The 19,757-nt window shown below is 58.7% G+C and carries 21 protein-coding genes; 13 read left to right on the forward strand and 8 right to left on the reverse strand.

The features are described 5' to 3' along the window. From B3Q33_RS14055 to B3Q33_RS14080, 6 genes are all read right to left on the reverse strand, one after another. Window positions 1–353, reverse strand: a 353-nt coding sequence (locus tag B3Q33_RS14055; protein WP_286828175.1) for a GNAT family N-acetyltransferase, incomplete at its 3' end; no start/stop codon positions are given. After that, window positions 353–769 carry a phage tail protein gene (locus B3Q33_RS14060; RefSeq protein ID WP_035247238.1) on the reverse strand — a complete coding sequence of 139 codons (417 nt, stop codon included), beginning with the start codon at window positions 767–769 and terminating at the stop codon, window positions 353–355. The genes B3Q33_RS14060 and B3Q33_RS14055, both read right to left, overlap by 1 nt. A gap of 8 nt (window positions 770–777) precedes the next feature. After that, entirely contained in the window at window positions 778–1,188 is a 411-nt protein-coding gene (locus B3Q33_RS14065; RefSeq protein WP_272975344.1) for a phage tail protein, read from the reverse strand. A 13-nt stretch (window positions 1,189–1,201) separates the two neighbouring features. Continuing rightward, window positions 1,202–1,615: a phage tail protein gene (locus tag B3Q33_RS14070; protein ID WP_035247242.1), complete on the reverse strand. Its 414-nt coding sequence runs from the start codon at window positions 1,613–1,615 to the stop codon at window positions 1,202–1,204. Window positions 1,616–1,622: 7 nt separating this feature from the next. Next, the gene (locus B3Q33_RS14075) at window positions 1,623–2,396 is read right to left on the reverse strand and encodes a hypothetical protein (RefSeq protein WP_035247244.1); all 774 of its coding nucleotides are present in this window, start codon (window positions 2,394–2,396) and stop codon (window positions 1,623–1,625) included. Then, the gene (locus B3Q33_RS14080) at window positions 2,396–3,478 is read right to left on the reverse strand and encodes a hypothetical protein (RefSeq protein WP_272975345.1); all 1,083 of its coding nucleotides are present in this window, start codon (window positions 3,476–3,478) and stop codon (window positions 2,396–2,398) included. The genes B3Q33_RS14075 and B3Q33_RS14080 overlap by 1 nt, the downstream gene beginning before the upstream one ends. A 282-nt stretch (window positions 3,479–3,760) precedes the next feature. Between B3Q33_RS14080 and tesB the strand changes: the two genes are divergently transcribed. The 11 genes from tesB to nqrM all read left to right on the forward strand — a co-directional run bounded on the left by tesB (window position 3,761) and on the right by nqrM (window position 14,682). Then, entirely contained in the window at window positions 3,761–4,639 is an 879-nt protein-coding gene (gene tesB / locus B3Q33_RS14085) for an acyl-CoA thioesterase II (protein WP_272975346.1), read from the forward strand. Further along, complete coding sequence (locus B3Q33_RS14090; RefSeq protein ID WP_272962930.1) at window positions 4,636–5,223, forward strand: uracil-DNA glycosylase family protein; 588 nt, start codon at window positions 4,636–4,638, stop codon at window positions 5,221–5,223. Before tesB ends, B3Q33_RS14090 begins: the two co-directional genes overlap by 4 nt. 409 nt (window positions 5,224–5,632) lie before the next feature. Then, window positions 5,633–7,072, forward strand: coding sequence for a glyceraldehyde-3-phosphate dehydrogenase (locus B3Q33_RS14095; RefSeq protein ID WP_084573447.1), 1,440 nt, complete (start codon window positions 5,633–5,635; stop codon window positions 7,070–7,072). Between the two features lie 268 nt (window positions 7,073–7,340). Next, window positions 7,341–8,687, forward strand: a complete 1,347-nt coding sequence (locus tag B3Q33_RS14100; protein ID WP_035247251.1) for a Na(+)-translocating NADH-quinone reductase subunit A — start codon at window positions 7,341–7,343, stop codon at window positions 8,685–8,687. Between the two features lie 2 nt (window positions 8,688–8,689). Next, complete coding sequence (locus tag B3Q33_RS14105) at window positions 8,690–9,922, forward strand: NADH:ubiquinone reductase (Na(+)-transporting) subunit B (RefSeq protein ID WP_272980376.1); 1,233 nt, start codon at window positions 8,690–8,692, stop codon at window positions 9,920–9,922. Beyond that, window positions 9,923–10,720, forward strand: coding sequence for a Na(+)-translocating NADH-quinone reductase subunit C (locus B3Q33_RS14110; RefSeq protein ID WP_272975348.1), 798 nt, complete (start codon window positions 9,923–9,925; stop codon window positions 10,718–10,720). After that, window positions 10,720–11,385, forward strand: a complete 666-nt coding sequence (locus B3Q33_RS14115) for an NADH:ubiquinone reductase (Na(+)-transporting) subunit D (protein ID WP_035247258.1) — start codon at window positions 10,720–10,722, stop codon at window positions 11,383–11,385. Before B3Q33_RS14110 ends, B3Q33_RS14115 begins: the two co-directional genes overlap by 1 nt. A 12-nt stretch (window positions 11,386–11,397) precedes the next feature. Continuing rightward, the gene (nqrE, locus tag B3Q33_RS14120; protein ID WP_035247259.1) at window positions 11,398–12,018 is read left to right on the forward strand and encodes an NADH:ubiquinone reductase (Na(+)-transporting) subunit E; all 621 of its coding nucleotides are present in this window, start codon (window positions 11,398–11,400) and stop codon (window positions 12,016–12,018) included. Between the two features lie 16 nt (window positions 12,019–12,034). Then, complete coding sequence (gene nqrF, locus B3Q33_RS14125; protein WP_035247262.1) at window positions 12,035–13,264, forward strand: NADH:ubiquinone reductase (Na(+)-transporting) subunit F; 1,230 nt, start codon at window positions 12,035–12,037, stop codon at window positions 13,262–13,264. 169 nt (window positions 13,265–13,433) lie between these two features. Further along, complete coding sequence (locus tag B3Q33_RS14130) at window positions 13,434–14,444, forward strand: FAD:protein FMN transferase (RefSeq protein WP_035247265.1); 1,011 nt, start codon at window positions 13,434–13,436, stop codon at window positions 14,442–14,444. A gap of 1 nt (window position 14,445) precedes the next feature. Further along, window positions 14,446–14,682 carry a (Na+)-NQR maturation NqrM gene (gene nqrM / locus B3Q33_RS14135; protein ID WP_198030647.1) on the forward strand — a complete coding sequence of 79 codons (237 nt, stop codon included), beginning with the start codon at window positions 14,446–14,448 and terminating at the stop codon, window positions 14,680–14,682. 236 nt (window positions 14,683–14,918) lie between these two features. Here the strand turns inward: nqrM and B3Q33_RS14140 are convergent, their stop codons facing one another. Beyond that, entirely contained in the window at window positions 14,919–16,016 is a 1,098-nt protein-coding gene (locus tag B3Q33_RS14140) for a GNAT family N-acetyltransferase/peptidase C39 family protein (protein ID WP_272962932.1), read from the reverse strand. 120 nt (window positions 16,017–16,136) lie between these two features. Between B3Q33_RS14140 and B3Q33_RS14145 the strand changes: the two genes are divergently transcribed. Next, the gene (locus B3Q33_RS14145) at window positions 16,137–17,306 is read left to right on the forward strand and encodes a patatin-like phospholipase family protein (RefSeq protein ID WP_035247271.1); all 1,170 of its coding nucleotides are present in this window, start codon (window positions 16,137–16,139) and stop codon (window positions 17,304–17,306) included. On the opposite strand, the gene B3Q33_RS14150 is transcribed toward B3Q33_RS14145, so the two are convergent. Continuing rightward, window positions 17,270–18,061 (reverse strand): glycerophosphodiester phosphodiesterase, encoded by a 792-nt coding sequence (locus B3Q33_RS14150; RefSeq protein ID WP_084573448.1) that lies wholly within the window; start codon window positions 18,059–18,061, stop codon window positions 17,270–17,272. The genes B3Q33_RS14145 and B3Q33_RS14150 overlap by 37 nt on opposite strands. Window positions 18,062–18,465: 404 nt before the next feature. Between B3Q33_RS14150 and B3Q33_RS14155 the strand changes: the two genes are divergently transcribed. Then, window positions 18,466–19,632: a sulfotransferase gene (locus B3Q33_RS14155; RefSeq protein ID WP_272975349.1), complete on the forward strand. Its 1,167-nt coding sequence runs from the start codon at window positions 18,466–18,468 to the stop codon at window positions 19,630–19,632. The last annotated feature ends 125 nt before the right edge of the window (window positions 19,633–19,757 follow it).

Raw genomic sequence — 19,757 nt, forward strand, 5'->3', positions numbered from 1 at the left:
TTGCCGGCCCGGCGAGCCCGGGCCTGCAGGGCGGCGAGAACCTGTGACCCCAGGCCGCTGCCACGAAAGGCCGGCAGCAGGGCAATATCCACGATGCGGATTTCCTGCTCCCAATCGGACAGGTACAGCCGCCCGGCTGTCTCCCCGCTTAACTCAATCAGATGACGCTCCGCTTCCGGATAATGCAGCAGGTAGTGTTCGTGCTGCGCCTTGGCCTGCATGGCCAAAAAGGCATCCTGCTGCCCCTGGGGCCAGCCGGTCTGCGCCACTTCTTCCTGGCGGGTGCTGGTGTAGATGGCCAGTAACATCGGTGTGTCGCTGTCACTGGCCGGGCGTAAACGGTAGCTGTGCATTACGAGCGGGAAGGGTAAATGCCGAACAGGGCCACAATGAAGTGCACAAAGAGCTGGGGGGTCAGCGATTCCTGGTTGTTCGAATGCGCCTGCCAGGTTTGTTGGGTTTTCCCCAGGCCGCGATCAATGCTGACGCTGGTAGTGGCAGCAACGGCACCACTGGCATTGCTGCCACTTTTGGCGCCCAGACGAGCCTGAGGAAGTCCCGGGCCCGTGCCGGCGTGTACCGGAGAGCGTCCCCGACAATCCGGTAGACCGAATGTGGTTCTGCCATCACCGCCATAAATGGTGCCAAACAAGGAAAACAGCGCATCATTCTGTGATACGGCCAATAGTTGGCCATCGCAGAGTGCCCAGCCTCGCGGAGCAAAATTGCCGGCAAACATGCGAATTTCACCTACAAAGGGTTCTGACATAGGAGCCTCTAGCTTCTGCTTGGGAAAAGCCCTTGCAGGGCAATGGCAAAGTTAAACGCGATAGAATCCATCTGCGCACCATGGGTGGCAACCAGGGTGTTATTCAAGGTGCTGCCCAGATTGCGATCCAGGGTCAGGCTGTCCAGGGTGTCTCCATCATCGGTAGGCCCGGTTGTGTTCGCCGTTCCCCCTTTAGTGCCCTGATTGATGCTACCCGCTCCCGGATGCATGGGCGTGCGGCCGCGCAGGTCCGGAAGTGCAAAGCTGGTTCTGCCGTCGCCACCGTAGGTAGTGCCCAGCAGAGAATAAAGGGACTGGTTTTGATTGATCGGCAAGATTTGTCCATCGCAGAAGGCCCAACCGCGGGGCGCAAAGTTGAAGCCGTAAATGCGGATTTCGGCGAGAAAGGGTTCGCTCATCAGTAAAAGACTCCTAGCCTCTGGATGGGTATAGCCCTTGCAGAGCAATGATGAAATTCAGACCCAGATAAGGATGGCGCTGATCGCCAGCGGGTATTTTGGCGGCGATAGTGCGGGTGGTCTGGCTATTGCCCAGGTTACGGTCGGGCGTGACGTTCTGTACAACCTCTACCGGGTTGTTCTCGGCCACCTGACCAAGGCGATAACTTGGCAGTCCGGGGCCTCTGCCGGGATGTGCGGGCGCTCGGCCTTGCAGATTGGGTAAGGCCACTGTGGTACGACCATCCCCGCCATAAGTGGTGCCGATCAGGCTGAACAGGGCGGTATTCTGACTGATAGGCAAGAGTTGCCCGTTGCAAAAGGCCCAGCTGCGAGGGGCGAAATTACCCGCAAAGATGCGAATTTCAGCAATAAAAGGTTCGCTCATAGTGGCCTCACACGCTGATCAGCAGGTTACTGCCCGGTTGCCAGCTCAGATGAGCCAGCTGCTGGGCGCTGGTTTGGGGGAGTGCCAGTACCGGTGTAGCTCGGTCAGCCCAGCAGAGCTGCTTCTGGCAACGATCCATGATCAATAGCTGGTCGTTCACGGCGGTCAAGCCGCTGGGCATGGTTAATGTGCTGACTTCACTGCCCAGGCTGTCGCCTGTCAGGGTGAAGTGGTGCAGTCGCCGATCGCCGAGGGTGAGCAGGGTGATGCGCTCTGCGGTTTTGGCCAGAGAGGCGGGACCATTCAGGGGCCGGTCGCTTTGCAGCCAGACTCTGGATTCATTGCGCAGATGCAGTCGCATCAGGCGATGGCCGTGTACATCTGCGATCAAAGCGTGGTCACCATTGAGCACAAAGTCGGCAGGTTCCTGCAGATCGGTCAGATCAATATGGCGGGCCTGGCTACCGTCGGGCCGGAACCAGCTTAGCCGACGCTGGCTGCGGTCCAGCAGGACAGCGTTATCCCCATCCAGGGCCGCGGCAACGATGCGGGTTTCGTGGGGAGCGCCGGTGTCTAGACTGATGGTGCTGCCGTTGCGATACCACTGGGCTTGGCGGCCATGGTCGGTGATCTGCAGCCTCTGGTTCTCGCCGAGGGCAATCGCCCGCGCTGCACTGACCAGTTCCACGCGGGCTGCCGTGGTGCCGGCGACCAAGGGTGTGCTGAGCAGGATCCCGGCCGCGCCGCCAGCCGCGATAAACTGCCGTCGCGTGATAGCCATTAGTTGGCTACCGCGCAAGTAATGGTAATGGCGGTAGGCGTGGCGGCCGCGCCAGTCTGCCAGGTTTCGCAACTGCCGCTCCAGGCGCCGGCGGCACTGGGGTAGCTGTTGGTAATGTAGCTATTGCTGGCACACTGAACGCCACCGGCCAGTACTACGCCACTGTCACATTGGCAGCTTGTCGCACTGGTGCAGGCCTTCTGGGCTACATTGCTGGTACTGAATGTGCCGGCTGGGCCGGTCATGCCGGTGAGCCCTATAGGGCCCTGGTTACCTGTGTCGCCTTTGGGGCCTGCGGGGCCGGGGATGCCTTGCGGTCCGGTTTCACCCTGAGGTCCTTGATTGCCGGTATCGCCCTTGGGGCCGATAGGTCCAACGGGGCCTTGGTCTCCAGTGTTGCCTTTAGGACCAGTGGGCCCAGCGATACCTTGCGGTCCGACGGCGCCTTGTGGGCCTGTATTACCGGTATCCCCTTTGGGGCCGATAGGACCGATGGGGCCCTGGCTGCCAGTCTCGCCTTTGGGGCCTACCAGGCCGCTGTCCGGGCCTACCCACTCACCATTGGCATTGATCAAAAGCTGATCGGCGACGCTTACCGTGCGCGGAGTGATATCCCCGTTGACCTGCTCGGCTTCGCGGGCCTGCAGGGCATAGGGCACGCTGCCGGTGGTGACGACAAGGCGCGGAGACATTTCACTGTCGCCATTAATCGCCAGCCCCAGTTCTACCTGATTGCTTTCCAGCAGGTCATCGGGCAGGGGGTTGCTGTCGCTATCACCCAACACCAGGCTGTATCGGCCGTTCTCAACGCTGACGGTCATGTCTTCGGTCCAGAGGACTGCGCCAAGACCGAGGGGATCGGTGTTGGTCCCTCCATCATTCTGGTAGTCGGTCGTCCGCCCGGATAGATCGTAAAGGGTTGTGGTCAGCGTGTAGGTGCCATGCAGGGGCAACTGGCTGGAGCGATCGCTGAGATAGCCTTGTATGACCAGGCGTGATGGAACGGTGGCTTGCACGGCCTGAGAGAAAAGCAACATGCAGAGCGCCATGGCCGCCAGGCCACCGCGGAGAAGCTGAAACATCGAATTGTCCCCCCGAAGGCGATCTAGGCGCCCCCTTTGTCTATTTGTGCATATAGTAAACAGTGTGACTCAGTTCAAACAAGCGCTAAAAGTGATGTTTTCTCTGGCGTTGTGCCAAGCAGGAGGACGAGACCACAGTGGTGTTGTTAATTTCCTGGGCTGCCTCTGCGCCCGCGAAGAACCCCGGCAGGTTGAGCCGATTCGTGATTTGACCTCAAATTTTAGCGGGCTTGCGGTTACCATGACCCGTTATTGATTGTGTTTTGCGCTGAGGATACGTCTATGAATGCATCGGTTCGGGAACTGATGGCGCTGTTTGATCTGGAACAGCTCGAGAATAATTTGTTCAGGGGGCAGAGCCAGGCCAATGGGCAGCAGAGTGTGTTTGGCGGCCTGGTGGCCGGGCAGGCGTTGCTGGCGGCTTCGAAAACAGTGCCGGAGGACCGGTCGGTGCACTCCCTGCACGCCTATTTCCTGCGCGCCGGGGATTTCACCAAACCCATTGTCTACGATGTGGACCGCATTCGTGATGGCAGAAGCTTTACCACCCGCCGTGTCAACGCCATCCAGCATGGCCGGCCGATCTTCTCTCTGGCAGCGTCCTATCAGGTAGAAGAGGAGGGTGTTGCCCATCAGGCGCCCATGCCGGAAGTGGCCGGCCCGGAAGGTCTGGAGAATGACGAGGCGGCCCGGCAGAAGCTGGTGGCCCGGTTGCCGGAACAGTACCGTGAGGCGTTTCTTCAGGACCGGCCGGTGGAATTCCGCCCGGTCACTCCCCGTGATCCGATTTCGTCCCAGCCGGAGCCGCCGTTACGGGAGGTGTGGTTCAAGGTGGTCGATTCGGTGGACGCAGATCCCATGACCCAGCGGGCCTTGTTGGCCTATTGCTCGGATTTCGGGCTGATGGGCACCGCCATGCTGCCCCACGGCATGAACTTCTGGCAGCCCCATGTACAGTGCGCCAGCGTCGACCACGCCATGTGGTTCCACGGAGATTTCCGAATCGATGAATGGCTGCTCTATCGCAGCGAGAGTCCCTTTGCCGGTGGCTCTCGGGGCATGAACTTCGGTTCCATCTATCGTCAGGACGGCACCCTGGTGGCCTCGGTGGCCCAGGAAGGGCTGATGCGCCTGCACCGCTCGGACAGCCCTGCGGCATGAGTCGGCTGCTTCCTTTATTGGAGGAGGTACGGGCCTGCCGACTATGCGAGGCCCATCTGCCCCTGGGGCCGCGTCCGGTGGTGCGGGCCGGGGAGGGAGCCCGGCTGCTGATCGTGGGTCAGGCGCCGGGCACCCGGGTCCATGAAACCGGCATTCCCTGGAATGATCCTTCCGGGGACCGGCTGCGCGACTGGCTGCAAATGGACCGGGAAGCCTTCTATGACGAAAACCGCATCGCCATTATGCCCATGGGGTTCTGTTATCCGGGCCGCGGTAAGGGGGGCGATCTGCCACCCCGGCCGGAGTGTGCCCCCCAATGGCATGAGCGGTTGCTGGCGGAACTGCCGGACCTGCAGCTGACCCTGCTGGTGGGGCAGTACGCCCAGAAGTACTACCTGCCGGCGCCGGGCAAGACCCTGTCGGACAATGTCCTTGATTTTGCCCGGGCCCTGGAGCATGGCTACTTCCCGCTGCCTCATCCGAGCCCGCGAAACCGGTTATGGCTGCGCCAGCGGCCCTGGTTCGAGGAAGAGGTGTTGCCGGTGTTGCGTGAACGTGTGAAACGGTTGGGAGCCTTTGTATAAGTCCTTGCGCGCTCAGCGGGGTCTGAAGGGTGCAGCTGTTGTGGTTTGTCGTGACGGACAGGGTGGGCTCCTTTCCTATCGACAAAGCGCAGCAGATGTGCCCTTCAGGCCTCGCCCTCCGGGGCTTTCAGGGCGGCCCATCATCTGGGCGCACTTTTGAGCGCAGGCGGGTTGCCAGTCGATAAAGGGCAACAACGTGTGTGGGCCGGCCTGTAAGCCTGAGTGTGCAAGGAGTTATGCAAAGGCTACCATGTGAAACCGTAATATCCCCGCCATTTGGGTGGATAAACGCGGCGTTTGGCGATATTATTCGCGCCCCAAACTCCACCGCCGGTGAACGTTGAAACCGGGCATTTCGGTGCCAGCCACGGTTTTCTTCACCCGAACCCAACCTGAGAGGGGCATCTCCGTGAACAAACTGGAAGACCACTTCGGACGCTGGAAGAACCGCGAAGAAATCGCAGAAGCCATGATCCCGATGATCGGCAAGCTGCATCGCGAAAAGAACATCACTACTACAGTTTACAGCCGCTCCCTGGTCAACAAGTCTGTTATCCAGATCCTGAAAGCCCATCGTTTCGTCAAGCAGGTCGAAGATTCCGAGCTGTCCGTGGTGGATTCCTTCCCGGTTCTGCAGGAAGTGAACAAGCTGGACCTGGGCCCATGCCGCATTGATATCGGCAAACTGGCGGTAGAGTACAAGAAAGATAATCGCGGCCTGTCCATTGAGGACTATGTCCGTGAAGAGCTGGCTGAAGCGGTCAATAACAAGGGGCCAGAGCCCAGCTCCACGGACGTGGTGCTGTACGGTTTTGGCCGTATCGGCCGTATCCTGGCCCGTCTGCTGATCGAGAAAGCGGGTTCCGGCGATGGCCTGCGCCTGAAGGCCATCGTGGTGCGCGAATCCGGTAAGGGCGACTTGCAGAAGCGTGCCAGCCTGCTGCGTCGTGATTCTGTGCACGGCCCGTTTGCTGGCACCATCGCCGTGGATGAAGACGAAAACGCCATCATCGCCAACGGCAACTTCATCAAGGTGATCTACTCCAGCGATCCGTCTTCCATCGATTACACCGAGTACGGCATCAACAATGCTGTGGTGATCGACAACACCGGTAAGTGGCGCGATTCGGAAGGCCTGTCCCAGCACCTGCAGTGCAAGGGCGTTGCCCGCGTGATGCTGACTGCGCCGGGCAAAGGCGATATGAAAAACATTGTTCATGGTGTGAACAATGACATGATCGAAGACAGCGACAAGATCATTTCCGCTGCCAGCTGCACCACCAATGCCATCGTACCGCCGCTGAAAGCTCTGGAAGACAAATTCGGCATCGAATACGGCCACGTGGAAACCGTGCACTCCTACACCAACGACCAGAACCTGCTGGATAACTTCCATAAAGGTCCCCGTCGTGGTCGCTCCGCGCCCCTGAATATGGTGCTGACCGAAACCGGTGCGGCGACGGCTGCTGCCAAGGCGCTGCCGTCCCTGCAGGGCAAGCTCACCGGCAACTCCATCCGGGTGCCCACTCCGAACGTGTCCATGGCGATCCTCAACCTGACCCTGGGCAAGGAAACCACCCTGGAAGAGCTTAACGAGTACCTGCGCTGGGTGAGCCTGCACTCTCCGCTGCAGCGTCAGGTGGACTTCGTGAGCAGCCCGGATGCGGTATCTACCGACTTCGTCGGTTCCCGTCACGCTTCCGTGATTGATGCGGAGGCTACCATTGTCAGTGGGCGTCATTGCGTACTGTACGTGTGGTACGACAACGAGTTCGGTTACAGCTGCCAGGTACTGCGTATCCTGCAGCAGATCTCCGGGGTGGAATACCCGGCGTACCCGAAGGACTGAACTGCGTTTGAAAAGAAGCCCGCGCTGCGGGCTTTTTTTCGGTGCATAACCGGGTTTTCTTTTGCACCAAAGTAGTTCTGTGCGACGAAAGACGGGTCGCACGGTGCTGGCGAACGGGCAGGTGCGTCTTTATAATGGCGCCGCCGGCTGAAGCCGGCTCCCAAGTGCAAATTCCGGTTTTAGCGAACATCCACGGCATTTCCCGCTTTTCGGGGCTTGCAGGCGGATGTGCCTCGACTTCAGCAACACGCAACGTGGGCGAGAAACTATGATTAAAGTCAGGAAGGGCCTGGATCTGCCCATCACTGGTGCACCGCGCCAGGCGATTGAGGAAGGCCACCAGGTTCGTTCTGTTGCCGTGCTCGGCGGTGACTATGTGGGCATGAAACCCACCATGGAGGTCCGCGAGGGAGACGTGGTCAAGAAAGGCCAGTTGATCTTCACGGACAAGAAAACCGAGGGTGTGAAATACACCGCTCCTGCCGCCGGCAAGGTGGTGGCGATCAATCGTGGCCACAAGCGCGTCCTTCAATCTGTAGTGATTGAAGTGGCCGAGCAGGAAGACGAAGTCACCTTTGATTCCTACAGCCCTGAGCAGATCGCCGGCCTGGGCCGTGAAGCGGTACAGCAGCAGCTGGTGGACTCTGGCGAGTGGACCTTGTTGCGGACTCGCCCCTTCGGCAAGGTACCTGCGCCGGGTAGCACCCCGAATTCCATTTTCGTTTCCGTTCTTGATACCAATCCGCTGGCCCAGGAGCCGGCACTGGTGATCAAGGAAAACGAACAGGCTTTCCGTCACGGTCTTGCCGTGTTGAGCCGTCTTACCGATGGTCCGGTATGGGTATGTCGTGGCCCCAATACCGACCTGCCGAGCTTCGCCGGTGGCCAGGTACGTGAAGAAGCCTTTGCCGGCAAACACCCGGCGGGCAATGTGGGTACACACATTCATCACCTGGATCCGGTTAGCCTGAAAAAGATTGTCTGGTCTGTGGGTTATCAGGACGTGATTGCCATCGGTAAATTGTTCACCGAAGGCAAGATTTACTCCTCCAGGGTAGTGGCTCTGGCCGGCCCGCAGGTTAAAACGCCTCGTTCCCTGCGTACCCGGGTGGGTGCCAGCACCGACGACTTCGCCCAGGGCGAACTGAAAGAAGGTGACAACCGCCTGATCAGTGGTTCCGTCTTTGGCGGCCACAATGCCCAGGGTCCGGTGGCTTTCCTGAGCCGCACCGGTAACCAGGTAACGGCGTTGTGCGAAGGCCATAAGCGCGAATTGCTGGGCTACATCTCCCCGGGCGTGAATCGCTTCTCGGTGCTGAACATCTACCTGTCCAAGCTGATGCCGGGCAAGCGTTTCAACTTCACCACCACCACCAACGGTTCCGAGCGGGCCATGGTGCCGGTGGGGGCCTACGAGGAAGTGATGCCGCTGGATATCCTGCCGACTCAGTTGCTGCGTGCGCTGATCGTTGGGGATACCGACAGTGCCACGGCACTGGGCGCGCTCGAGCTGGTGGAAGAAGACCTGGCCCTGTGTACCTTCGTGTGCCCGGGCAAATACGAGTATGGTCCGATTCTGCGCGACAATCTCACCACCATTGAAGCGGAGAGCTGAGCATGGGCATGAGAAGTTTTCTGGACAACAAGGTTGCCCCGCATTTCCACGAGGGCGGCAAGTTCGAGAAGTATTACACCTTCTACGAAATGTTCGACACCATGCTGTACACCCCGGACTCGGTGACCCGGTCCTCCGCGCATGTACGTGATGGTATCGATCTGAAGCGGATCATGATGACGGTGTGGTTCTGCGCCTTCCCGGCGATTTTGTTCGGGCTGTGGAACACCGGTTATCAGGCAAACCTGCAGATCGCTGAGGGCTTCAGCCCGATTCCCGGCTGGCGCAGTGATCTGGTCATGGCCCTGGCAGGGTTTGATGCCGCCAGTTTATGGTCCAACCTGCTGCACGGCATGGTCTATTACGTGCCTATTCTGCTTGTGGTCTATCTGGGTGGTTTCATCTGGGAAGGGCTGTTTGCCTGGAAGCGCGGCCACGAAGTGAACGAAGGTTTCTTCGTGACGGGTATCCTGTTTACCCTGATTCTTCCCCCGGCTATCCCCCTGTGGCAGGTGTTCCTGGGTATTTCCTTCGGTGTGGTCATCGGCAAGGAAGTGTTCGGCGGTACCGGCAAGAACTTCCTTAACCCGGCGCTGGTCGGGCGGGCGTTCCTGTTCTTCGCTTACCCGGCAGAAATGTCCGGGGATGCGGTATGGACTGCGGTGGACAACTTCTCCGGGGCGACGCCACTGGCGTTGGCGGCTGCCGGTCAACTGGACTTTGCCAGTAATCTGACCGCCGATGCCGGTGCCAACATCAGCTGGATGCAGACCTTCCTTGGCGGTATTCAGGGCTCGATCGGTGAGACATCAACACTGGCGATTCTGATTGGTGGTGCGGCGCTGCTGCTCACCAAAGTGGCCTCCTGGCGAATCGTACTGGGTGTATTCCTGGGCATGGTGGCGCTCAGCACGTTGCTTAACGCGGTGGGCTCCGCCACTAACCCCATGTTTGCGATGCCCTGGTACTGGCACCTGACCGTGGGCAGCTTTGCCTTCGGCATGATCTACATGGCTACTGACCCGGTGTCGGCCTCCATGACCAATGTGGGCAAGTACATCTTCGGTGCCCTGATCGGTGTCATGATCGTATTGATCCGGGTGGTGAACCCGGCGTTCCCGGAGGGCGTGATGATGGCCATTCTGTTCTCCAACCTGTGTGCGCCGTTGATCGACCACTTTGTTGTGCAGGCGAATGTCCGTCGTCGCCTGCGCCGGACCGGGGGAGAAGTGTAAATGTCAGCAAATAAAGAAAGTGTCGGCAAAACGCTGCTGGTTGCCTTTCTGGTCTGTGTGGTTTGCGGTGTGGTGGTTGCCACCGCTGCGGTGAGCCTGCGGCCGGTACAGAGCAAGAACCAGCTGTTGGACAAACGCATGAACATCCTGCAAGCCGCTGGCCTGTATCAGCCTGGTGTGGATGTGAACACGGTGTTCAAAAGCATTGAACGTCGTTTTGTGGACATCGACACCGGTGAGTATGTCGAGATGCCGGAATCCTACGACCAGCGCAAGGCAGCCAAGGATCCCCAGCGGTCCGAGCGGCTCAGCGGTAAAGAGGATATTGCCGGTATCAAGTCCCAGGCGAACGTGGCAGAAGTATTTCTGGCCCGCGGTGATGATGGTGACCTGAGCCGCATTATCCTGCCGGTACACGGCTATGGCCTGTGGTCCACCCTGTATGGTTTCCTGGCCCTGGAGCCGGATGCCAACACCGTTTCCGGGTTGGGTTTCTATGAACACGGCGAAACCCCTGGCCTCGGCGGCGAAGTGGACAACCCGAAATGGAAAGCCCTGTGGGAAGGTAAAAAGCTTTATGGTGAGCAGGGTGAAGTAGAAATCCAGGTGGTCAAAGGCGCCGTGGACAGCAAGACGCCAAACGCCGAACACAAGGTGGATGGTCTTGCCGGCGCGACCCTGACCAGCAACGGTGTCAGCAACCTGCTGCGCTTCTGGGTCGGTGAAAACGGTTTCGGTCCTTACCTCAAGCGCATGCAGCAAGGTGAAGCGATCGAACAGCAGGAAGGAGACGCGTAATGGCGGAGAAAACGAAGGACATCCTTTTAGGTCCGATTTTCGACAACAACCCCATCGCGCTGCAGATCCTCGGTATCTGCTCCGCCCTGGCGGTAACCAGTAACCTGAGCACGACGGTGACGATGTGTATTGCATTGACTACCGTCACCGCGTTCTCGAACTTTTTCGTCAGCTCGATTCGCAATTACATTCCGTCCAGCATCCGTATCATCGTGCAGATGACCATTATTGCCTCGCTGGTAATCGTGGTTGACCAGTTCCTGAAAGCCTATGCCTATGGCATTTCCAAGCAGCTGTCGGTGTTCGTGGGGCTGATCATCACCAACTGTATCGTGATGGGCCGGGCGGAAGCCTTTGCCATGAAGAACCCGCCGATCCCGTCCTTCCTGGATGGTGTGGGCAATGGTTTGGGCTACTCGGTGATACTGCTGGGTCTGGGTTTCATTCGTGAACTGCTGGGTGCCGGCAGCCTGTTCGGACAGCAGATCCTGACCAAGGCCGCTGACGGCGGCTGGTTCGTGACCAACGGCATGATGCTGTTGCCGCCCAGCGCCTTCTTCCTGATCGGTCTGTTCATCTGGGCGATCCGGGTCTGGAAGCCTGAGCAGGTAGAAGAGGATACCTTCAAGATGAAGCCACACACCCGTGTCAGCGACGCGTTTTAACGGAGACGAGTAATGTTTGAACATTATCTGAGCCTGTTCGTCCGCGCCGTCTTTGTTGAAAACATGGCGCTGGCTTTCTTCCTGGGCATGTGTACCTTTATTGCCGTGTCCAAGAAGATCCAGACCTCTCTGGGTCTGGGTATTGCGGTGATTGTGGTACTGACCATCACCGTGCCGGTGAACAACCTGATACTGACTTACCTGTTGGACGAGAACGCCCTGGCCTGGACCGGGATTGAGTCCCTGGCTAGCCTGGACCTGCGTTTCCTGGGCCTGCTCAGCTATATTGGCGTTATCGCCGCGCTGGTGCAGATCCTGGAAATGACCCTGGACAAGTATGTGCCCAGTCTCTACAACGCCTTGGGCATCTTCCTGCCGCTGATTACCGTGAACTGCGCCATTCTGGGTGCGTCCCTGTTCATGGTGGAGCGTGACTATACCTTTGGTGAGTCCATGGTGTATGGCGTCGGGGCCGGGGTTGGCTGGGCGCTGGCGATTACGCTGCTGGCCGGTATTCGCGAGAAGCTGAAATACAGCGACGTGCCAGATGGCCTGAAAGGTCTGGGCATCACCTTCATCACCGTGGGGCTGATGTCTCTGGGCTTCATGTCTTTTTCCGGCGTGCAGCTGTAAGCGAAGGGGTTGAATCATGAGTTTTGAGATTATTCTCGGTGTGGTCATGTTCACCGCCATTGTACTGGCACTGGTGGCGGTGATCTTGATGGCCCGCTCCCGGCTGGTAGCCAGCGGGAACGTGCACATCAACATCAACAGTGATGAAGAAAAATCCATCGACGCCCCGGCTGGCGCCAAGCTGCTGGGTACCCTGGCCAACCAGGGTATCTTTCTGTCTTCCGCCTGTGGTGGTGGTGGCACCTGTGCCCAGTGTAAGTGTCAGGTTCTGGAAGGTGGTGGTGATATCCTGCCTACCGAAGAGGGACACTTCACCAAGGGCGAGATTCGCGACGGCTGGCGCCTAAGCTGCCAGGTGAACGTGAAGCAGGACATGAAGATCGAAGTACCGGAAGAGTTCTTCGGTGTGAAGAAGTGGGAGTGCGAGGTTATCGCCAACGATAACGTGGCCACTTTCATTAAAGAGCTGACTCTGAAGCTGCCGGAAGGCGAGAACGTGGATTTCCGCGCCGGTGGTTATGTGCAGCTGGAAGCGCCGCCGTTCGACGTGAAATTCTCTGATTTCGATATCAGCGAAGAGTACCGGGGAGACTGGGAGCGCTTTAATTTCTTCGATCTGAACTGCAAGAACAACGAGGAAGTGATTCGCGCCTACTCCATGGCGAACTATCCGGAAGAGAAAGGCATCCTCAAGTTCAATATCCGGATCGCCACACCGCCTCCGGGCTCCAAGGATATCCAGCCAGGGATCATGAGCTCCTATGTCTTCAACCTGAAACCGGGTGACAAGATCACTGTGTTCGGTCCCTTCGGCGAGTTCTTTGCCAAGAAGACCGATGCTGAAATGGTCTTCATCGGTGGTGGTGCCGGCATGGCGCCCATGCGTAGTCATATCTTCGATCAGCTCAAACGTTTGAACTCCAAGCGCAAGATCAGCTTCTGGTACGGTGCCCGTAGCTGGCGTGAAACGTTCTACAATGATGAATATGACATGCTGGCCAGCGAGAATGACAACTTCGAATGGCATTTGGCGTTGTCTGATCCCCAGCCTGAAGATAACTGGGACGGCCTCACCGGCTTTATCCATAACGTGCTGTACGAGCAGTATCTGAAGGACCATCCGGCGCCGGAAGACTGTGAGTACTACATGTGTGGGCCGCCGATGATGAACGCCTCGGTGATCAAGATGCTTGATGACCTGGGTGTGGAACCGGAAAACATCCTGCTGGATGACTTCGGCGGATAACACCAAAAACGCCGACCTGCGGGTCGGCGTTTTGTTGTTAAGCTTTTTTATGTAGGAGCTATGCTTGCATGGCGAACGGGGCGGTAAGTTCCGGGTAGCGAGGTTCGCCTCGCGTTGGCCTTTGCCAGAGTGTTTCCTGCAGAACGTTGAACTACCTTGGATTAAAGGTATGGCCCGTCTCGTTTTTGCTCTTGTCGTTCTTTCCGTTGCACTGCTCACCGCCTGCGATGACAGCAAAAACCGTCTGTCCGTTCTCAGCGGCCCGACCATGGGCACCACCTGGAGTGTGAAGTTCAGCGGCACACCCAAGGAAGGCGTAGAAGATCTGAAAGCGGATATCGAGGCGGCGCTGGAGCAGGTCAACGCAGAAATGAGCACCTATCGGCCGGAGTCCAATCTGAGCCGTTTCAATGCGGCGCAAGCCGGCACGTTGATGGCGTTGCCGGAGGATACGGTCAAGGTTCTGTCTGTGGCGTTCGGTATTTCCTCGAAAACTGGCGGGGCCTATGACGTGACGGTGGGGCCACTGGTCAATCTGTGGGGGTTTGGCCCGGACCCGGACCGTTTTGAGCCGCCGTCAGAGGACGAGATCAACGCTGCCATGGCGCGGGTGGGTTGGCAGCAGTTGCTGTTGAATGACAATGAGCTTCTGCAGCCCGGCAATGTGTACGTGGACCTGTCCTCCATTGCCAAAGGCTTTGCCGTGGACAAGGTGGCAGAATTGCTGGAAAGCCAGGGTTTGAAAAACTACCTGGTGGAAGTGGGTGGCGAGTTGCGCGGTAGTGGCAGCAAGCCCTATGGTCAGCCCTGGCGGGTGGCCGTGGAACGCCCGATTGCCGGCGTGCGGGAAGTGGAACAGGTAGTGGTATTGAAAGACATGGCCGTGGCTACCAGCGGCGATTACCGCAACTTCTTCGAATCTGATGGGCAACTGTATTCACATACCCTGGATCCGAGAACCGGTTATCCTGTGGACCATATGCTGGCATCGGTGTCGGTGCTGCACGAAAGCGCCATGATGGCGGACGGCCTGTCCACCGCCATGACAGTGCTGGGTCCGGAGGCCGGTATGGCGTTTGCCAAACAGCACGAACTGGCCGTGTTTTTTATTGTCAGAAAGGGTGAGGGCGTAGAAGAAATTTCCACGCCTGCCTTCGATGCAATCGTGGAGGAGAAATAACATGTTGATGACCATTATGGCCGCAGTGATCTTTATCGGCCTGCTTTTCTCGGCCATGGCGGTCGGCGTGATTCTCTCCAACAAGCCGATCAAGGGCTCCTGTGGTGGCCTGGCCACACTGGGCATGAAAGAGGGTTGCGAAATCTGCGGTGGTGACCGGGGCAAGTGCGAGGAAAACACCCAGAAGGTGGACGGTGAAAAAGCCGCGGCCTTGGGCAAAGACGTGATGAAGATGTGATGCCACATCCGCCCAGCAAGAAGCCCGCCGCGCGCGGGCTTTTTTTGTGTCTGGCTCGTCGGGACAGGAAAAACATTTTTTACCACAGAGGGCACAGGGTTCACTGAGAAAAAGAAAACACTAGGCTTGAAGTTCGTAGGGAGAATTATTTCATGCTAATGCGCCGCAGGAGGGATCAGGTTTTACCTCTGTGACTCTGTGCCCTCTGTGGTAAAAAACCATACCCCAACACTAGGCTAAACACTCAACACCACTGCAGTGCGCAGCTTGGCCTGGCCATACTTGCGCATCTGGTCGAACTTTTCCCGGGTGATCGGCACATGCTGGCAGTCCAGGGGGACCTGGTCCTCGCCCGGGTCCGGGTCGTGAATATAGAAGCATTCCTCATCGCTGCCACTGATGGCTACCCAGTGGGGGGCCTTGCGGCCATCCAGGCGCCAGGTGCTGATCAACACCAGCACGATGTTGCCGGCGGTGATGGCGTCGTCCAGATCCGCGGCACTGAAATCCTCGTAACAGACCGGCAGGGATTGCGCCTTGCAGGCCTCCACGAAATAGTTGTGCAGGGTGGTGATCACTGCCTTCTTTTCAGGGTCACGCACAGAGTCTACAAACAACGGGCCGGTCTGATTGCACCAGACACGCGCCTCAAGGCCTCGCTGACGAGCGGCCAGGGCCAGGCCCATGGGGTGGCAGCCGCCATGGCCGGCGGTCATGAAAATGGTGGTGGCTTCCCGCCACAACAGCAGCTCTTCGGTGGTGCTGGGAGGTTGCTGCTTGAGCGCCGCAAGGGCCATCATCAGACAGGCCGGCCCGCAGGTGAATGGCGTGGTCTGCTGTACCCAGGGCAGATGTAGCCGTTCCGCGTTGTCAGGCAGGTAGAGGAGACGCTTCTGGTAGCGCAGGGCATCCTGGTGGTCTTCGTAGTAATCCGGCGTCTGCGCAAAAAGACGGTAGCCACGTTTTTCGTACAGGGCGATAGCGGCAGCGTTATCCTTGCGTACTTCCAGGCGCAGATAGGGGCGGCGTTGTTGCAGCGCGTAGTCTTCTGCAGCTTCCATGAGTTTTTCCCCCAGATTCCGTCCCCGTTGCTTTGGATCCACGGCGATGGAATAGAGTCGCGCCAGCCGGGTGCCCGGTTGCAACAGCACCAGCACATATCCTGCCAGGGCATTGTCATCATCAAGGGCGACGATCAGACCGCTGTGTTGGCGTTTGAGCCATTTACGGAAGCTGCGTCGGGAAAGACGGTCCGATGAGAAACAGCGCTGTTCCAGCGCTGTGAGGGCGTCCAGATCATCGGTGGTGGCGGGGCGTAGCTGAAAGCGGTACATAAAGCGGTTTCCAGAAGATGCCCCAGCATAAGGCAGGGAACCGGCAGATCGCCAGTGGTATTGCGGCTGTGGTGACAGAATGTCTGTCACGGCATACTGGTGGAAATTTGGAGGGTGGAAATGCAGAAACAGGACCCGGTTCGTGGGTTGATATTGTCCGGGGGCGGCGCCCGTGGCGCCTATCAGGTCGGGGTGCTGGCAGCGATTGCAGAATTGCTGCCTCGCGGGGAGCCAAACCCGTTCCCGATTATCTGCGGTACCTCCGCGGGGGCGATCAATGCGGCGTCACTGGCCGCCAATGCCGGTAATTTTCGCACGGCGATTCGTGGGCTGGAGCGGGTCTGGGCCAATATTACCGCTGAACAGGTCTATCGCACGGATACCTATGCGTTGCTGAAAGCCGTGGTTCGCTGGCTGTTTTCCGGTGTCACTACTGGCAAGACGCCGGAACGCAGTGCTCTGCTGGACAATATGCCGTTGCAGCGCCTGCTTACCCTGGTGATCAATTTTCGCCGTATTCGAGATAACCTGGATCAGGGCCATTTGCGTGCGCTGGCAATCACCGCATCCGGTTATGCCACTGGCGAGTCGGTGAGTTTTTTCCAGGGTGACAGTGAACTGCCGGAATGGGTGAGAGCGCGTCGCAAGGGCAAGCGCTCCGACATCGAAGTGCAGCATCTGCTGGGGTCTGCGGCAATCCCTATCCTGTTTCCTGCCAGCAAGGTGGACGGTGCCTATTACGGTGACGGCGCTCTGCGGCAACTGGCGCCATTGAGCCCGGCATTGCATCTGGGGGCCTCCCGGCTGCTGGTGATCGGGGTGTCCGGTAATATGACGGCGGGCCATCAGCGTCAGTTAAGCGGTTATCCATCAATGGCCCAGGTGCTCGGCCATGTGCTCAACAGCGTCTTTGTGGATACCCTGGAAGGGGATGTGGAGCGTCTGGAAAGGATCAACCGGACCCTGTCTGCCATGAGCGAGCGCTCCCGGCGCAAGCATGGTATTCAGTTGCGACAGGTGGATGTGCTGAAGATCTACCCGTCCCGACCCATTGACGAAATTGCCGCCGAACACATCAAGGAATTGCCGCGGGCGTTGCGTTTCTTCCTGCGAGGTTCCGGTGCCACACGGTCGCCGGGGGCCAGTGCCATGAGTTATCTGTTGTTCGAGCCGGGGTTCACCCGCAGCCTGATCGAGATGGGCCGCAAGGATGCCATGGCGCGCAAGGAAGAAATTCTGGCGTTTTTCGCGGATCAGCCACTCAGTGCGGCGGTTTCCGAAGAGGAATAACGGGGGCTGCGCCGGAAGTGGCTGACGAAGCTGGTGGGGTAATCGGTAATGATGCCATCCACCTGCAGTTGGGCCAGCCGGTCCGCTTCGGTGAGATCGTTCACCGTCCACACCGACACCTTGAGGCCGCGTTTGCGCGCCCGGCGCATTAATGCCGGGGTCACCAGCGAGTAGTGGGGCATCAGCCAGTTGCAGCCCAGGCCGTGGGCCCGGCGGGTGGGTTGCAGGTAGCGGTACTGGCACACATAGCCCCGTTCCACATCCGGCGCCATGGTGCCGATCATGCGCAGAAAGCCGGTATGGCTGGAGGTCACCACCACCCGCGATTGCAATTGCTGCTCATGGATCATATGAGTGAGGCGATGAGCCAGCTGATGCAGCACCACCCGATCCGCCCCTTTTACCTCGAACTGGAAGCGCATGGCCGGGCCGCAAAGCTCCACCACTTCCTGCAGGGACGGAATCCCCGTGGGGCTGTGCCAGCCGGGGGTATTGCGGCGAGCATCCATGGTGCCCAGCTGCGAGCGGGTGTATTGGCGCACATCGCCGCGCATGCCGGTGGTGCGGGTAACGTCACTGTCGTGCAGCACGATCAGATGGCCGTCGGCGGATAGCCTGACGTCCAGTTCCATTTCCGTGACACCGGCTTCCAGTGCAACCTGAAAACTGGCCAGGGTATTTTCCGGGGCTTCGCCGCGTGCGCCCCGGTGACCGACCAGTGTCGGGTGGCGAGGTGCTGTGCTGGGTGCTGTCATCGCGATAGTCATACCACTATTGTTTGAAGAACCTGTTTGGGATCTATACGCGGCCGCGTTGCTGCTGAAAATGGCGCCAGGCAAGGCGTGAACCGCAGGGCCTGACGGGTCAAGTTCAAGGTTCACAACACAGCATGGCGCCATTTTCAGCAGTAACCCGAAGGGCCGGGCCCCTTTTTCCGCCAGCCCGAGATTGCGCTTGTTTATGTAGAGCGACTACACGGCACAATCGCAATCACGACCTGGCGAAAAAATTGACTCCGGCGCGGCCGCGTATAGATCCCAAACAGGTTCTTGGAGAAAGATGACAGCGCTATGACTCGGAGACAAGAGGCAAAATTGTCATTTTTATGACATGGGCGAGGCGTAGCGTGCACGCTGCATGGAATAGCCGGGAGAACGGTTTGGCAGTACTGAAACGCTATGTGCATTTTTTTGTGATGAGCTGGCTGCCGGCCTACGATGGTCGGGCAGGGCGGTTTTCCCTGCAGCGGCTGCTGGTGATGGCGCTGTTCTGGCCCCTGTTTCTGCTGGTGCAGGCCATCAATGGCTTGGGCCTGTTGCTGGATTATTTGCTGTTTCCTGATTTTCGTCGCGTCCAGGTGCGTGAGCCGCTTTTTGTGGTGGGCGTGCCCCGCAGCGGTACCACCTTCCTGCATCGCCTGCTGGCCATGGACGAACGCTTTACCACCACGGCCCTGTGGGAACTACTGTTTGCCCCGTCGATTACCCAGCGCTATTTCTGGACCGCTATTGCCCGCCTTGATGGATGGATTGGCCGGCCGGCGGGGCGCTTGCTGTTATGGATCGAGCGGCGTCTGCTCGGAGGTTTGGATGGCGTGCACAAGACCGGGCTGCTGGACCCGGAGGAAGATTACCTGGCATTGATTCCGGTATGGGGCTGCTTCCTGCTGGTACTCGCCGTGCCGGTGCCGGCCCTGTGGCGTCTCACCTATCTGGACCGGGATGGCACCGACAAGGAAAAGCAGAGGCTGATCGCGGCCTATCGGCGTTTTGTGCAGCGGCATCTTTATTTTCATGGCAGCCACAAACAACTGCTGTCCAAGAACCCGTCGTTCACGCCGTGGATGGCGACCCTGGCGGAGGCCTTTCCGGATGCCCGCTTTATCGGTTGTGTCCGCAACCCCAGTGCGGCGGTGCCATCACAGATCAATTCCATCCTGATTGGCGCGCGCCTGTTTGATGGCCGTGACACCACCGATTACTGGCGCCAGGGCTTTATGGCCATGCTCGATTATTACTATCGCCATGTACTTGAGGTGCTGGAAAGCCTGCCACCGGAACGCCAGGCCCTGTCGGTGATGGAGCAACTGGCACCGGCACCGGCAGAAACCGTGCTGGCGTTTTATCAGCGTTTTGGCTGGCAGCCCGACGACACTTTTCGGCAACGGCTTGAAGCACAAGAGCGCAAGGCAAAACAGTACCGCAGCGGCCATCATTACAATTCGGACGAACTGGGCGTAAGCCCCCATGAACTCGACCATGTCTTCGGCTGGGTTTATGAACGTTTCGGATACCCATCTCCCAACACTGATGAAAAAACCCTGTAGGAGCGCCGCTTGAGGCGCGAATCTACTTGCCTCATCAGCCGCGAGTCACGAGAAGCGTGACCCCCACGAATAGATTTTTGCTTTTCGAAACTTGCTTCTCGCAACTTGAAACGGTTTTGGTTCGC

This window comes from Alcanivorax sp. UBA3183, assembly GCF_002364155.1.
In the GTDB taxonomy this organism is placed as follows: Bacteria; Pseudomonadota; Gammaproteobacteria; order Pseudomonadales; family Alcanivoracaceae; genus Alcanivorax; species Alcanivorax jadensis.

Coding starts and splice junctions, on each gene's coding strand:
- B3Q33_RS14090 (WP_272962930.1), top strand. CDS start 4,636: ATGAGTCGGCTGCTTCCTTTATTGGAGGAGGTACGGGCCTGCCGACTA.
- B3Q33_RS14140 (WP_272962932.1), bottom strand. CDS start 16,016: ATGTACCGCTTTCAGCTACGCCCCGCCACCACCGATGATCTGGACGCC.
- nqrE (WP_035247259.1), top strand. CDS start 11,398: ATGTTTGAACATTATCTGAGCCTGTTCGTCCGCGCCGTCTTTGTTGAA.
- B3Q33_RS14060 (WP_035247238.1), bottom strand. CDS start 769: ATGTCAGAACCCTTTGTAGGTGAAATTCGCATGTTTGCCGGCAATTTT.
- B3Q33_RS14070 (WP_035247242.1), bottom strand. CDS start 1,615: ATGAGCGAACCTTTTATTGCTGAAATTCGCATCTTTGCGGGTAATTTC.
- B3Q33_RS14065 (WP_272975344.1), bottom strand. CDS start 1,188: ATGAGCGAACCCTTTCTCGCCGAAATCCGCATTTACGGCTTCAACTTT.
- B3Q33_RS14100 (WP_035247251.1), top strand. CDS start 7,341: ATGATTAAAGTCAGGAAGGGCCTGGATCTGCCCATCACTGGTGCACCG.
- nqrM (WP_198030647.1), top strand. CDS start 14,446: ATGTTGATGACCATTATGGCCGCAGTGATCTTTATCGGCCTGCTTTTC.
- B3Q33_RS14105 (WP_272980376.1), top strand. CDS start 8,690: ATGGGCATGAGAAGTTTTCTGGACAACAAGGTTGCCCCGCATTTCCAC.
- B3Q33_RS14130 (WP_035247265.1), top strand. CDS start 13,434: ATGGCCCGTCTCGTTTTTGCTCTTGTCGTTCTTTCCGTTGCACTGCTC.
- B3Q33_RS14145 (WP_035247271.1), top strand. CDS start 16,137: ATGCAGAAACAGGACCCGGTTCGTGGGTTGATATTGTCCGGGGGCGGC.
- B3Q33_RS14075 (WP_035247244.1), bottom strand. CDS start 2,396: ATGGCTATCACGCGACGGCAGTTTATCGCGGCTGGCGGCGCGGCCGGG.
- B3Q33_RS14110 (WP_272975348.1), top strand. CDS start 9,923: ATGTCAGCAAATAAAGAAAGTGTCGGCAAAACGCTGCTGGTTGCCTTT.
- B3Q33_RS14115 (WP_035247258.1), top strand. CDS start 10,720: ATGGCGGAGAAAACGAAGGACATCCTTTTAGGTCCGATTTTCGACAAC.
- nqrF (WP_035247262.1), top strand. CDS start 12,035: ATGAGTTTTGAGATTATTCTCGGTGTGGTCATGTTCACCGCCATTGTA.
- tesB (WP_272975346.1), top strand. CDS start 3,761: ATGAATGCATCGGTTCGGGAACTGATGGCGCTGTTTGATCTGGAACAG.
- B3Q33_RS14150 (WP_084573448.1), bottom strand. CDS start 18,061: ATGACAGCACCCAGCACAGCACCTCGCCACCCGACACTGGTCGGTCAC.
- B3Q33_RS14080 (WP_272975345.1), bottom strand. CDS start 3,478: ATGTTTCAGCTTCTCCGCGGTGGCCTGGCGGCCATGGCGCTCTGCATG.